This window comes from Fulvivirga sp. M361 (genome assembly GCF_007097395.1).
Classification (GTDB): Bacteria; Bacteroidota; Bacteroidia; order Cytophagales; family Cyclobacteriaceae; genus Fulvivirga.
Window position 1 is genome coordinate 153,155 of sequence record NZ_VKDC01000002.1, and the last position, 14,768, is coordinate 167,922.

The following is a 14,768-nucleotide window of genomic DNA, read 5'->3' on the forward strand; positions in this document are numbered from 1 at the left end:
TGAAACGATACAAAACGTGCTAATTATTTTTTTAGAATGCGCCTGATAGAATGCAAATAATGGCTGCGAAGGCTTGAAGTAACATTCAATATACCTTCTTCATCCAGTTTGTCAATGCGTACTTTCCCGGAAGCATGTATAATTTCTTCCTTGTTAAGAATAATTCCAACATGAACAATATCTCCTTCGTCATTATTAAAAAAGGCCAGATCGCCGGCACTTCTATCCTCAAAATTAACCGACACGCCTTCGACAGATTGATAAGATGCATCTCTCGGCAGACCATATCCACAAATCCTAAAAACAATCTGGGTGAACCCTGAACAGTCAATACCAAAAGGTGTACGACCTCCCCACAAGTACGGAGCATTGAGGTATTTTAATGCAATACTTTTCAAAAAGTCAAACTCTCTTTTCAAGCTTAGCCCTTTAGCTTCTCCATTAAAAGCCAGTTGCTCCTCCATTTTAAAAAGTTCCGTAGTAGCTATCGGAAGTATACTACCTATCAAAATGTTAATGGGGTATTTCCTGTATAAGATACTTGACGTAAGGTCCAGAGATACTTTATAATCCGAACTATTCACCTGACGAAAATACTCCTGTGGTATTTCGTGATGCTGGAGTGCATCTATCCAGCCTTCATATCCATCGTACTCAATTTTTACCTTAAGCCATTTGTTGTTTTCACTTGATTCCAATACAGTGTAATGGTCACCAAACAATAATTGTGTAACCATCTCACTTCTGTCATTGGCTGCTTCCCTCACTGGTGCGATACTCAATCTGCAGATGCCAAATGCTATTGCCATTATAGATATATAATCTTTATTAGGTATTACTTAATTCAACTAGAATCTATGTCTTTCTATTTCTCTCTTCTGATCCTTCTCTCTCAGACTATCACGTTTGTCGTGAAGTTTTTTACCCTTAGCAAGAGCAATGACGACTTTAGCAAACCCTTTACTATTGATAAAAAGCCTTATAGGTATAATTGTCAACCCTTTCTCCTGGCTCTTGGTTTCCAATTTAGATAGCTCCTGACGGTGTAAAAGTAACTTTCGCTCCCGTGTTGGTTCATGATTATAAAATGAGCCCTGCTCATAGGGGGCAATGTTGATCCCTTTGACGAATAACTCACTCTTTCTAAAATAGCAATATCCTTCCTGAAGACTAACTTTTGCTTCACGAATGGATTTAATCTCCGTCCCTTTCAAAACAATACCGGTTTCATAGGTGTCGATAAACTCATATTCAAAGCTCGCTTTCCTATTCCTAATATTGATATTATTAGAAAATCTTGTCTTTTCTTTTGCCATGACTTTTCAAAGGTAGAAAAAAACTCAAAGTGACCGGGCTTACTTTATCATCTTTTGTTTATAGCGTATTTATAATTAAAAATGCGCTTAAAAAACAACGCTTTTATAGCTAAGCCAATCTCATAGAACAGACGTTTGACATTTCTATAAACCTGATACGACATGGATTAGTATGATAAGCATCCATTATTCTTGAATTTGATCGTTTTCTGACGGAGTTAAATCTTCATACGAGCTTCCGGGCTGGTGTAGAGAGATGAAAACTCTTTGCTTAAAAACTTATAGTGTGAAGCTATGGCAATCATACCCGCATTATCCGTGCAATATTGAATCTGTGGCACATATACATTCCATTTTTTTTCTTTAGCCACGGTTTCCAGCGTATTCCTCAGCTCTGAGTTCGCAGATACGCCTCCGGCCACGGCTATCTCCTGAATACCATACATCGTACTGGCTTTTTCAAGCTTCATAAGAAGTGTTCTTATAAGACTGAACTGTAAACTAGCGCAAATGTCAGAAAGGTTTTTCTCAACAAACTCGGGGTCTTTCCGCTTCTCGGCCCTGAGAAAATAGAGAAAAGCTGTTTTTATCCCACTAAATGAGAAATCCAGTCCATCAATATCACTGTCAGGAAAATGAAACCTCGTCGGATCGCCTTCTTTAGCGTAGCGATCTATTAATGGTCCTCCGGGATAAGGTAATCCCATAAGCTTGGCTGATTTATCAAAGGCCTCTCCTACAGCGTCATCACGGGTTTCCCCCACAATTTTCATATTCAGATAATCTTTGACCAGTACAATTTGAGTATGCCCTCCACTTACGGTAAGGCATAGAAATGGAAAAGCTGGCTTCGGATCATCTATAAAATGTGCAAGAATGTGCGCCTGCATGTGGTTCACCTCTATGAGTGGAATATCCAGCGCCAGGGCCATTGATTTCGCAAATGAGGAACCTACCAATAAAGCTCCAAGCAGACCTGGTCCTTTCGTAAACGCAATAGCATCTAGCTGCTCTTTACGAATATCAGCCGTTTTAAGCGCCTCATCCACCACAGGTACTATATTCTGTTGATGTGCCCTGGAAGCAAGTTCAGGAACCACACCACCATAATTTTCGTGTACTGATTGCGTTGCTATTATATTATTAAGTACTTTGCCGTTCTTGATAACAGCAGCAGACGTTTCATCGCAAGATGACTCAATAGCGAGTATAGTGGGACCCATTCTTGAAAATTTTGGCGCAAGTTATTAAAAAACGTATTGTCAAAACAATACTTTGGACACTCTTCGTGATTTTCTTATCACTGGTGATACTGGCCGGGGTAATACAGATCCCGTACTTCCAAACTAAACTCGTTAATCACTTTTCGGGACGCCTGGAAAGACTTACAGGCTACGAAGTATCCATAAGCCATATTAATATCGATTGGTTTGACCAAATAGCTATTCAAGGACTTACTATTATAGACCCCCAGGGAAATACTATGCTTAATGCACAGTCCGTACAGGTCAATTATCAATTGATGACATTCTTTGAAGAAGCTGATAAGGGGTTAGATGATATTTATTTAAATCATGCCTACATATACCTGGAAAAGATCGCTGTCAACGATTCTGCTTATGCACTCAACATTGATGAATTCATAAGAAAGTTAAGAGGCAAGAAGCAGAAGAACAAGCCTTCAGCATCTTTCACCATTGACCATGTTAAATTAAGCAACACTAAATTCAAATATAACGATCCCTTTCGTGACTCTGTAAAAACAGGATTTGACTATTCTCATTTCACAGTGTATGATATTAATGGTGATTTTGGAAACCTGTTCATCGTTGCTGATACACTTGCATTGGATGTACGGTCTTTACAAGGGAAAGACAGTGTATCCAGTTTACGCATTGACAAAATGGAAACGTCCTTTTTCCTTTGTGCTAAAGCCATGAAGTTCAATGAACTGGACCTTATTATAGGTAAGAGTCGCATCAAAGACTCCGTTGTATTCCAATACAATAAGCTGGCTGACGTGAAAAGCTTCAATTCAAGGGTACGAATAAATGCACATTTTGATAAGACTTTGCTTCACAGCAATGAATTGACGGAATTCATTCCATCTTTCAAGGGTCTTGACGAATATTATGATATAACCGGAAATTTCAGTGGAAGAGTCAATTCCTTTCTGATATCGGACATGGACCTAAAATTCGGAAGTGGCTCAATGGTCCGTGGCAAAGTACGTATGGTAGGGCTCCCAAACATAGATGAGACCTCTATAGATTTTGATCTGTCAGATTCATATGTAACAATAAATGACCTGAAAAAATATATCAAGCCTAAAACCTATAACCGACTGGCCCCTTTAGAAAATGTAGGTTTTAATGCAGAATTTGTAGGCTTTGTGAATGATTTTGTCGCTAACGGTGATTTCTATACCAAATATGGTCGGATCAACTCAGATATTAATTTGAAACTGGATGAAGATATCAGCAAATCTTATTACAAAGGCGCACTGGAAATGATAGATTTCGACATAGGAGGATACACCGATAATGAGATCTTTCAAAAAGTGACGCTTAACGGTGCTATACAAGGCACGGGGTTTACGCTGGAACAAGCTGATTTTGAGCTAAAAGGCAGGATTGACAGTATTGGATTAAATAACTATAACTACGAGGATATAACTACAGATGCACGATTTACCAAAGAGTTTTTTCAAGGGTTTTTAAGTATTAATGATACGAATCTGAAAATGGATATGAATGGCTCCATAGATATACGCGGGGGAGCTGACTTTTTTAATTTGAATGTACAACTGGATACAGCATTACTCAGGCCGCTTAATCTGACAACGGAAGACATTTTTATTCAGAGCGACCTGGACGTAAAGGCACGAGGGCTTAAAGTGGATGAAATTCTGGGATCTGCTAATTTTATCAACACTACAATACGCAGAAAGCAAGAAGTACTGCATATTGATTCCTTATCCATCATATCCGATAAAGATGAAACGTTACGTAATATATTCATCAATACAAGTTTATTTGCAGCAAAAATAGATGGTGAGTTTGAATTCACTACTGTTTATAAAGAGCTGGGCAGACTGATTTATGAGTATAAACTTAACCTTGAAAACGACGAACAAAAGCTAAGGAACTACTATACTAACAAAGAATTAGATTATAAAGATTATAGTATGAACTATTCCTTAAACATAAAAGATATTGATCCGATCGCGTCAGTATTTGTGCCTGACCTGCATCTTTCTCCCTTCACCAAGATAGAGGGAAACATAACAGGAGGTTACACATCCATTTTAAATATCCAAAGCAACATAGATACCTTGATTTACAAAGGCGATACCTTTATCAATGATGAGATCCAGTTGAATATCTCAAAAATTGCCGATAGCACCAATGTTTTAGCATTAACGTATGTCACCTCAGAATTTCAGGAAATTTCCAGGGTAAATACAAAAGACCTTTTCTTTGAGGGCATTTGGAGCAATAATCACATTGACTTTGAGTTTGACCTCACACAAATCAAGTATCCTAATTATGCTCAACTTACCGGAGCCATCAACTTTCTCCCAAATCATACAGAGATAAATTTCGACCCTTCTGACTTACAAATACTAACGGATAAATGGGCTTTTGAAGAAAATAATCTGATCACCATACAAGGCAGAGATATAAGCTTTTCCAACATGTCTGTTTATCATGAACAGCAACGTGTTTCTATCAATGGCAGTTTATCAGAAGACCCTCGAGAAACACTCACTTTTCAGATCGACAGCCTGGAAATAGATAATGTGAACAGTATTTTAAACAAACAATTGGCTGGACGAATTAATGGATATACCACTATATCTGATGCTTATAATAATCTGCAGGTCAATAGTGAGCTTTCTATTTCACAGTTTGCCATTGATAATTTTATAGTGGGAGATATATATGGAAAAAACATTTGGGATAATCAACAAAAACGCTTCGATGTGAGTGTTTTTATAGACCGGTTTGAAAAAAGGGTTTTCGATATAGAAGGTTTCTACACCCCAAACCTGGACAATGGTCTTGATCTTTCAGTAACACTTAATGATACGGAGCTTAAATTTCTGGAGCCCTTTTTTAGCAGTTATTTCACAGATATTAAAGGTACAGCCAGAGGTTCTTTACAAGTAAATGGCACCCCGGGCAAACCACAGATAGCAGGCAAAGGAACCATACGAAATGGAGGTATGCATGTCAATTATCTGAACACAGATTACAGCTTTTATGGTGGATTTTACATGGATAAAAATAAAATTGGCTTTAAAAATGTCAGTGTGGCAGATGAGGCCAGCAACCTTGGTAACATTGACGGGTTTCTGAGTCATCAGAATTTCAAAGAATTCTTTATCAATCTCAATGGGTCAATCAGAGAGTTTATGGTATTAAATACCACAAGTAAAGACAATAGTCTTTTCTATGGCACAGGTATCGCGACCGGAAATATTAAATTTTATGGGCCAGTCAGTAATATGTCTATCACCGCCGATGCACAAACTGACAAAGGAACTAAGATATTTATTCCGATAGGTAATTCCGGTAACATTGAAAAGGAAGAATTTATCAATTTCGTTGATCTGAAAGACTCGACCACTTTCACGGATTTACTGAAGAGTAAAACGAATCTGCGTGGGCTTAATCTTGACTTTGACCTGAAAATAACGCGCGACGCTTATTGCGAAATAATTTTTGATATTAAAGCGGGTGATATCATTCGAGGCAGAGGAAATGGAGACCTTAAACTGCAAATTGATACCAAAGGGGAATTCAACATGTTTGGCGATTATGTTATTGAAGAGGGCGGATATAACTTCACTTTGTATAATATCATTAATAAAGAGTTTGAAATGCTTCCTAACAGCAAGATCTCCTGGTATGGAGATCCTTATGAAGGTATACTTGATATAAACGCCTCATATAACCAGGTGGCCTCGTTTCTTCCTGTCCTGGAATCAAATACGGGACTGGACTATAGCGGTAGTACAGAACTACGAAGAAATTATCCTGTAAAGGTATTATTGGACATTGAAGGGCGCCTGCTGTCTCCGGAAGTAGTTTTTGACATCGTTACCGAAGAATTACCCAGAAACCTGCAAGTACAGATAACATCCGAAGATGAAGTGACCAGTACCGAAAGCGTAGACCTGGAATTTCAGTTTTTGGCTTTTAAAAACAGTATTGATGAGCAAGAGTTAAAAAGGCAGGTATTCAGTTTGATCATATTAAGGAGATTTAGTCCACTACAATCCTTTAATACCGGTGGTTCAATATCACGCAGCGTGAGTGAATTACTATCCAACCAGCTTAGCTATTGGGTAACCCAGGTGGACGAAAACCTGGAGATAGATCTTGACCTGGGAGCCATGGACAATGATGAGTTCAACACATTCCAGTTGCGCCTGTCCTATACACTTTTAGATGGTAGGTTAAGAATAACAAGAGACGGCGGGTTTACCAACCAACAAAATAAAGCAGATGTCAACAGTATTGCCGGCGATTGGACCTTAGAGTACTTATTAACAGATGACGGCAAATTCAAAGTAAAAATGTACAATCGTACAAACTACAACCCTATTAACCCCACAGAAGATACACAAAACACGATCACCACGGGTTTTAGTCTTATTCACACCCAGAGTTTTGACGAATTGAAAGAGCTCTTTCAAAAAAGTCGAAAAAAAGCAAAAAAATCAGCATACCCAACGCCTGAAACATCTGCCAATAATGAGGATAGTGTTCAAAAAGAACTTAATTAGGGCATATATCATCTTATGCATTCCAGTGTTGGCTTATGGACAAGCTCCCATGAATGACAGCTTGCAGCAAAAACGTCTCAAGCCATTATTAATAACCAGTGGAGCTGTATATGCCACCTCCATGGTAGGACTGGGCAGCTTGTGGTATTCGGACTTTGAACGGCAGTCGTTTCGGTTTTTTAATGACAACAAGGAATGGAAACAAATAGATAAGGCAGGGCATTTTTACAGTGCTTTTCATATTAGTAAGTCGAGTTTCAAACTGCTGAAATGGTCCGGATTGCCTGAACGAAAAGCTATTTTTTGGGGAACTATATCCAGTTTTCTGGCACTTACACCTATTGAGGTGTTTGACGGGTTTTCAAGTGGATTTGGAGCATCTATCGGTGACATAGCAGCTAATACACTGGGAGGAGCACTATTCTTTGCTCAATATAGAATTTGGAATGAGACACGCATACATCCAAAATATTATTTCCGAAGGTCAAACTATGCAGCGCTAAGGCCAGAATTACTGGGAAGTAACCTGGGAGAAGAATTACTTAAAGATTATAATGCCCAGGAATACTGGCTTTCATTTGACCTATCCAGGTTCAACGCAAAAATACCCAAATGGATCAATCTGTCTTTTGGCTATGGCGCCAGCGGTATGGTGTTTGCTAACGATCAACAAAACAAACAAAATGGTTTTAACCCTCGAAGACACTATTTCATAGGGATAGATATTGACCTAAATGAATATCATTCCAAATCAAAAATCATCAACACAATCTTATACTTTATTAATATGGTAAGAATACCCGGACCGACCTTGGAACTCTCTGATAAAGAATTAAAAGCACATTTTATTTACTAGTAAAAGTATTTTATATATATTACTTATTCAATCATAAATAATACTTAACCATGGACTTAAATTCTTTAATGAAGAGCTACGCGGAAGAAATCGGGGGTACTTATTCCGAATACGACAGTTCAACATCTATTATCATCGTTCCCTTGGTAGATGAACGCTTTCAGACAGTTCTCGGTAAATTAAAGAACGGTAAGCGTTACCAGGATCGCTTAGCCATTGAATTCACCTCTAAAATATGTGAATTTAATTCAGATATAGACCTCAAAATGTTGTTGGAAGAAAATGCCAACCTTAACCATGCAAAATTTGTTATTATGGATAATTTCATCAACATAGAAGCTTCCAGTTTCGTTGAGACTGTTACTGAAGAGGTCATAAAAGAGATTATTCAGGAAGTAGCTAATGTAGCAGATGAATATGAGTTCAAACTTACCGGAGCAGACGTACACTAGTCCGAATAGAAAATTCCTGGCATAAACAGTATTTTGTTTTCTTCTACATTGCGCTCATTTCAAATTAAGCCTTAACTTTAAGTCGTAAGCCATCTTATCGCTCGGCTATTGTGTTAGTTGAGAGGAAAGTCCGGGCAACACAGAGCATCGTACTTCCTAACAGGAAGGTCCTGTTGTTTTAATAACTACAGGAACAGACAGTGCCACAGAAAATAAACTACCTCAGTGTTGGTTCGCAGCATAGAGGAAAAGGTGAAAAGGTGGGGTAAGAGCTCACCGCTCTGATGGTGACATCGGGGGCATGGTAAACCTTACGAGTTGAAAGACCAAATAAGTCGCGCATTTAAAAGGCTGCTCGTCTGAACTTTCTAAAAGTAGCGCGATGGGTAGGTTGATTGATCCTTATGGTAACATAAGGACCAGATAAATGATAAGAACATTGATAAACATCAGTGTACAGGACCCGGCTTATCGGCTTACTTTTTTTAATTTGATCCGTTAGCTAAAGTATAGCTTACGGATTTTTTGTTATTACACTAACTTAACAAACCACCTATGCCAAAAATCTTGATCATCGACGATGAGCAAAGCATTCGAGATACGCTCAAAGAGATACTGGAATATGAAAAATATGACGTGAGCGAAGCCAAAAATGGAGAAGAGGGCCTTAAAATGCTTACGAAAGAAAAGTTTGATGTAGCCCTTTGCGATATTAAAATGCCTAAGATGGACGGCTTGGAAGTATTGGAAAAAGGGATAGAGCAAGGTATTGAAACACAGTTTATCATGATAAGCGCTCATGGTACTATCGAAACAGCTGTGGAAGCTACAAAAAAAGGAGCTTATGATTTTATCCAAAAACCACCTGACCTTAACCGCTTACTTGTAACACTCAGAAATGCAATGGATAAGGGAAGTTTAGTGACCGAAACCAGGGTGCTCAAAAAAAAGGTTTCAAAGGCATATGACATCGTAGGTGAATCAACCTCCATATGTGACGTAAAAGACACCATTGAAAAAGTAGCCCCTACTGATGCCCGAGTTCTGATTATTGGTGAAAATGGCACAGGAAAAGAATTGGTAGCCAGATGGTTGCACGAAAAAAGCAACCGGTGTAAAGGACCCATGATAGAGGTGAATTGCGCTGCTATACCTTCTGAATTGATCGAAAGTGAGCTTTTTGGTCATGAGAAGGGCTCATTTACGTCCGCAATAAAACAACGGATAGGTAAATTTGAACAGGCTAACGAAGGAACTCTATTCCTGGATGAGATAGGTGATATGAGCCTCTCTGCTCAGGCGAAAGTTCTCCGGGCGCTACAGGAAAACCGTATCACACGTGTAGGTGGTGATAAGGACATTAAAGTAAACGTGAGGGTAGTGGCTGCTACCAATAAAAATCTTAAAAAAGCTATAGAAGAGAATAAGTTTCGGGAAGATTTATATCACCGGTTAAGTGTGATATTGATCAAAGTACCACCGTTAAGAGAGCGGAATGAAGACATTCCTTTGTTGGTAGATAAATTTTTGGCCGACATAGCTATGGAATATGGTGCCAAACCGGTAGAGATAGAAGATACAGCTGTTCGACTTCTTCAAAAGCACGATTGGACCGGAAACATCAGGGAACTACGCAATGTGGTAGAACGTCTGATCATTATGAGTTCAGGTAAGATTACTGAAAATGATGTGAGGAAAAATACTGATATCAATTGATATCCGACTTTACAAAGTCAGACGTTTTCCTTTTTTATCTCCTGTTTATTTTCACTGTCTACATCCCCTTTAGAATAGGTAGGGCAAGTGTATTGTGCGCATGAAGTGATGCCAAACAATATCAAAAAGAATAGAACCAATCTAAATTTCATATCCGCTAAAAATTCATTTCAAACATCCAATTTATAAAAAACAATTAAATAAAACCATAAATGAGGTTAAACTAATAGATTACAACCTCTAATATCTGAGTTATCAAACCTCCCATGTATCTCCATTATACCTTGTTGATCAGACAAACCCAGGTCCTGTGTTTCAATGAAAGCACAGGAAAAAACGTTCCCTAAATCAATGACATTAATCCCTCCGCTTTTATTAATCTCTTGTAAATCAAACGGATCATGTGCATCTCTTAGTATAATCTTCATCCATGGAGGAGTAAAAAATTTACCATCCCCTTTAGAATATGCCTGTGACATAAGCTCTGTCATACCATACTCAGAATGGATTTCTGTCACATTAAATTTTTTTTTAAGTTTTTCATGAAGTTCACCACGGGTGAGTTCTTTTCTCCTGCCTTTCATGCCTCCTGTTTCTAAAACAATTACCGTTGAAAGGTCGGGAGAATATTGTTCTGCAACATCCAGTAAAGCATATGTTACTCCCCATAAAAATATTTTCTTGCTCGAGCTCTGCTTCAAAAATTCTATTTTGTTTATTAGTTCATCATAATTATGAAGATAAAACCCCGAATGCTCTGAATCACTTCGTTGAACAAAATGGTTTGCCATAGTGATCAGTGATGAAGTCCCACGTTCCAGGTATGACGGTAGTAAAAAAAGAAAGTGATACTGGTCCAGGCTACCATAAAAAAGCCTAAATATACGTTCCGTGAGCTCTAAATAGAATTGATTGTCCCGTACTAAATGACGGCTGGTGGTTGTTCCTGTTGTTCCACTGCTTTCATATATTTTTTCCGGTTTCCAACTTCCTGTCTGAATGGCATGTCTTTTAAAAAAAGAGATGGGCATAAAGGGAATTTGGGTCAGCATCGTTACATTTATCGGATTAATGCCAATATGCTCAATAAAAGATCTATAGATCGCGTTATTTGCATACTGGTACTGAAATACTTCCAGTGCTAATGCATCAAAAGTATCCAATGAAATACGGAATAATTTTTGCTTAAAACTTTTAAAAGAGAACAATCGTTATACTTTATATTTGGTTCAGAAATATGTTCAAGTACCTGTCGAAGATAATCACATTAGCAATAGTATGCATAACGGTTGGTACTCTGCTTTCATCTTGTTTTGATGATCCGGAGTTTGCCAGGGAACCAAGGATTACTTTCAATAGCATTATCTACAAACCGAGGGTAGGTGCCGGATTACCTGATAGTCTTTTATTACTTATTGATTTTGAAGATGGTAATGGTGATCTGGGTATTGATACGGATGAACAGGCTCCCCCATTTAACCAGAAAAACTACTTTAGCAATAAGACTGGTCGGATATTCGATTTTCAAAATGAAACCCTTGATGACCTCCTCATTTTAGCTGACACGGCTGTAATAGATACGCTGCCATCTTATACAAACAGTAGCTTCCCATGTCTGTTTTGGGATGAAAACCCTCAGATAGAAGTAAATGGGCAGGCACTAGATACGATAGTGTATTTCCAACCGAACGAGCGACATAATAACATTATCATCAAATTCTTTGTCGATTTTAATAATGATGGTGAGATCGATGAAGCCACAGAAGAATTTGATTGGCGTACCATTAACCCCGGAGTGTGTAATACTGACTATAGCGGTAGGTTTAGGGTGTTGGATCCGGAAGCACTTGATCGTCCTGCTCCATTAGAGGGGACCATTACAAGAAGGATGGTTCAGTTGGTACCTTTCACTAATTATCTTGGCGATGGACTAATCAAGCTTAAGGTGACTATGTTTGATAGAGAAGGAAACAGAAGTAATACGATAGATACCCCCCTTTTCACATTGGATGAAATAACAGCTAACTAATATAAATTAGGATAAGTTTCAGGTTCTACCTCTGACATCATCTCGTAGATCCTATCGAATATTTCTTCAACATTCGGTTTGGAAAAATAATCTCCGTCAGAAGCATAAGCAGGTCTATGTTCTTTGGCTGTTATAGTCATTGGCTTTGAATCAAGAAATCTGTAGGCGTTTTGTATCTCCAGTACATTTTGCATCATGAACGCAGAAGCCCCACCCGGAACATCTTCATCAGCAAATACAATGCGATTGGTCTTCTTAACAGATTCTACAATGGAATGATCAATATCAAAAGGTAACAAGGTTTGTACGTCGATTACTTCACAGCTAATACCAACCTTCTCAAGTTCCTTGGCTGATTCCATCACAACGCGGCACATGGAGCCATAGGTGACTATCGTTACATCATTCCCTTCTTTTAGTATATCAGGCTTTCCTAACGGAACAGTAAATTCGCCAATATTTTCAGGCATCTTTTCCTTCAACCTGTATCCATTCAAACATTCAACGATCAAAGCTGTATCATCTGATTGTAACATTGTGTTATAGAACCCCGCTGCCTGAGTCATATTTCGCGGGACCAACACGTAAATCCCTCTCAGGCTGTTCAAAATCATGCCCATAGGAGAACCTGAATGCCATACACCTTCTAAGCGGTGGCCTCTGGTTCTAATGATCAACGGCGCTTTCTGCCCTCCTTTCGTACGATACTGAAGTGTGGCCAGGTCATCAGAAAGTGTCTGTAATGCGTATATAAGATAGTCAAGGTACTGTATCTCAGTGATAGGCCTCATGCCACGAAGTGCGGTTCCTATCCCCTGCCCTATGATGGTGACTTCTCTTATACCTGTATCAGTTACACGCAGCTCTCCATATTTTTTTTGCATACCGGCAAATGCCTGATTTACATCACCAATTTTTCCTACGTCTTCGCCAATGGCATGGACCAATGGGTCTCTCTCAAGGGCCTTGTCAAAACAAGCCTGAAGAACTTCTCTACCATCAATCAAGCTTGTTCCATCTTTATACAAAGGTTTAATTTCCGGCACATTAAGAGCAGAACTATCCGATTCACTATACAAATGAGAGCTGTAACGACGCAGATTTTCTTCGTTTGACTTGCTCAACCATTCTACCATTTTCTGTTTGATTGGTAGTGATTCATTGCGGATCACTCTCAGTGATCTCTTTATCGCCTTGATACCATCAAGCCTAATCGGGTTAATAGTAGTTTCTAACTCCCTTTTGATCAATGCAACCTCCCGGGAATGTATACTATCTTTTACTACTTCATTCAAAAAGGCATGCACTTGTTCTTCATCTCCCCTGATTGAATCATTAAAAGCTTTCCATGCCCTGTTTTTCGCATCTTTTGCTTCTGCTTTAGCTTCTTTTTCTATTTCTTCAAGCTCTTCTGTTTCCACAAAACCTGAAAGAACGATCCATTCTTTGAACTTCTTAATACAATCATGTTCCACTTCCCACTCCAGGCGTTCTTTGGATTTGTATCGCTCATGAGAGCCCGAAGTTGAATGACCTTGCGGCTGTGTGACCTCTTCTACATGAATAAATGTAGGCACATGTCCTTTTCGGGACACCTCTGCTGCTTCATTGTAAACTTTAATAAGGGCCGGATAATCCCAGGCCTTAACCGTGTATATTTCAAAACCTTCTTCTTCACTATTTCGTTGGAAGCCACTCAACACCTTTGATATGCTACTTTTGGTGGTATGGTACTTCTGAGGCACAGATATACCATAATCATCATCCCAAACCGACATAACAACGGGAACTTGTAAAACTCCTATAGCATTAATAGCTTCATAAAACAGTCCTTCTGAAGTGGAAGCATTGCCTATAGTTCCAAAGGTTACTTCATTGCCTTTATCAGATAAATGCTTGTAAACATGAAGGTCCAGGTTATTTCTAAAGAGTTTAGAAGCGTAACCTAAACCTACCAAACGTGGCATTTGCCCTGCTGTAGGAGAGATATCGGCACTACTATTATAAATGTTTGAAAGTTCTTTAAGCTGACCTGAATCATCCAGCATTCTGGTAGCAAAGTGACCGTTCATCAACCTACCGGCTGACGCAGGGTCGGCCTTCTCATCTGTATGGGCATAAAGTTGTGCGAAGTATTCCTGGAGAGTAAGTTCGCCAATGGCAAACATAAATGTCTGATCCCTGTAGTAACCGGACCGAAAATCTCCTTTTTTAAAAGCCTTAGCCATAGCGATCTGAGGAATTTCTTTTCCATCACCAAAAATGCCAAACTTGGCCTTTCCCATGAATACCTCTTTTCTACCTAATAAACTTGCTTCCCTACTTTCGCAGGCTAAACGATAGTCAGAAAGTATCTCAGTTATTCTCTTTGTCTTCTTTGCAGTCTTAGTAGTAGTACTCACGTCCAGAATGTTTAAGATCTTTTAGCTTTATGGCCCCTTGCAGGATTGCAAAAATACTGAAAATGAAGGTGGATTCAAATTAGACACTATTTAAGCATAAAAGTGAATATTTTGAAAAAATCAGAAATTTTAAATAAAAAACCACTCATAAAGAAATTGAAAAAGATAATACAAACGATTGCATATTGGGCGCCAAATATTCT

The 14,768-nt window shown here is 38.7% G+C and carries 10 protein-coding genes and 1 other RNA gene; 6 read left to right on the forward strand and 5 right to left on the reverse strand.

Annotated features, from left to right (window positions below; translation table 11 throughout):
- Positions 1–23: 23 nt before the first annotated feature.
- From FNH22_RS01980 to tsaD, 3 genes are all read right to left on the reverse strand, one after another.
- Positions 24–809 carry a C40 family peptidase gene (locus FNH22_RS01980; protein ID WP_143396633.1) on the reverse strand — a complete coding sequence of 262 codons (786 nt, stop codon included), beginning with the start codon at positions 807–809 and terminating at the stop codon, positions 24–26.
- A gap of 39 nt (positions 810–848) precedes the next feature.
- A complete protein-coding gene (gene smpB / locus FNH22_RS01985) occupies positions 849–1,316 on the reverse strand; it encodes an SsrA-binding protein SmpB (protein WP_143396634.1) in 468 nt (155 codons plus the stop codon).
- 218 nt (positions 1,317–1,534) lie between these two features.
- Complete coding sequence (tsaD, locus tag FNH22_RS01990) at positions 1,535–2,539, reverse strand: tRNA (adenosine(37)-N6)-threonylcarbamoyltransferase complex transferase subunit TsaD (protein WP_143396635.1); 1,005 nt, start codon at positions 2,537–2,539, stop codon at positions 1,535–1,537.
- An 11-nt stretch (positions 2,540–2,550) separates the two neighbouring features.
- Here tsaD and FNH22_RS01995 point away from each other — a divergent pair, with 11 nt between their 5' ends.
- From FNH22_RS01995 to FNH22_RS02015, 5 genes are all read left to right on the forward strand, one after another.
- Positions 2,551–7,110, forward strand: a complete 4,560-nt coding sequence (locus tag FNH22_RS01995; protein ID WP_143396636.1) for a translocation/assembly module TamB domain-containing protein — start codon at positions 2,551–2,553, stop codon at positions 7,108–7,110.
- A gap of 49 nt (positions 7,111–7,159) precedes the next feature.
- A complete protein-coding gene (locus FNH22_RS02000; RefSeq protein WP_185154043.1) occupies positions 7,160–7,966 on the forward strand; it encodes a DUF2279 domain-containing protein in 807 nt (268 codons plus the stop codon).
- A 50-nt stretch (positions 7,967–8,016) separates the two neighbouring features.
- Entirely contained in the window at positions 8,017–8,418 is a 402-nt protein-coding gene (locus FNH22_RS02005; RefSeq protein WP_143396638.1) for a YbjN domain-containing protein, read from the forward strand.
- Positions 8,419–8,499: 81 nt separating this feature from the next.
- Positions 8,500–8,905, forward strand: an RNA gene (gene rnpB, locus FNH22_RS02010) — RNase P RNA component class A.
- Positions 8,906–8,973: 68 nt separating this feature from the next.
- Positions 8,974–10,134, forward strand: a complete 1,161-nt coding sequence (locus FNH22_RS02015) for a sigma-54 dependent transcriptional regulator (protein WP_143396639.1) — start codon at positions 8,974–8,976, stop codon at positions 10,132–10,134.
- Positions 10,135–10,352: 218 nt separating this feature from the next.
- On the opposite strand, the gene FNH22_RS02020 is transcribed toward FNH22_RS02015, so the two are convergent.
- Positions 10,353–11,342: an acyl transferase gene (locus FNH22_RS02020; RefSeq protein ID WP_185154044.1), complete on the reverse strand. Its 990-nt coding sequence runs from the start codon at positions 11,340–11,342 to the stop codon at positions 10,353–10,355.
- Positions 11,343–11,371: 29 nt separating this feature from the next.
- Here FNH22_RS02020 and FNH22_RS02025 point away from each other — a divergent pair, with 29 nt between their 5' ends.
- A complete protein-coding gene (locus FNH22_RS02025) occupies positions 11,372–12,163 on the forward strand; it encodes a hypothetical protein (RefSeq protein WP_143396640.1) in 792 nt (263 codons plus the stop codon).
- Here FNH22_RS02025 and FNH22_RS02030 read toward each other — a convergent pair.
- Positions 12,160–14,571, reverse strand: a complete 2,412-nt coding sequence (locus FNH22_RS02030; protein ID WP_370513159.1) for a thiamine pyrophosphate-dependent enzyme — start codon at positions 14,569–14,571, stop codon at positions 12,160–12,162. The genes FNH22_RS02025 and FNH22_RS02030 overlap by 4 nt on opposite strands.
- Between the last annotated feature and the right edge of the window lie 197 nt (positions 14,572–14,768).

Excerpts from the sequence above, each read along its gene's own strand:
- smpB (WP_143396634.1), bottom strand. The coding sequence starts at position 1,316 with ATGGCAAAAGAAAAGACAAGATTTTCTAATAATATCAATATTAGGAAT.
- tsaD (WP_143396635.1), bottom strand. The coding sequence starts at position 2,539 with ATGGGTCCCACTATACTCGCTATTGAGTCATCTTGCGATGAAACGTCT.
- FNH22_RS01980 (WP_143396633.1), bottom strand. The coding sequence starts at position 809 with ATGGCAATAGCATTTGGCATCTGCAGATTGAGTATCGCACCAGTGAGG.
- FNH22_RS02005 (WP_143396638.1), top strand. The coding sequence starts at position 8,017 with ATGGACTTAAATTCTTTAATGAAGAGCTACGCGGAAGAAATCGGGGGT.
- FNH22_RS02025 (WP_143396640.1), top strand. The coding sequence starts at position 11,372 with ATGTTCAAGTACCTGTCGAAGATAATCACATTAGCAATAGTATGCATA.
- FNH22_RS02015 (WP_143396639.1), top strand. The coding sequence starts at position 8,974 with ATGCCAAAAATCTTGATCATCGACGATGAGCAAAGCATTCGAGATACG.
- FNH22_RS02000 (WP_185154043.1), top strand. The coding sequence starts at position 7,160 with ATGAATGACAGCTTGCAGCAAAAACGTCTCAAGCCATTATTAATAACC.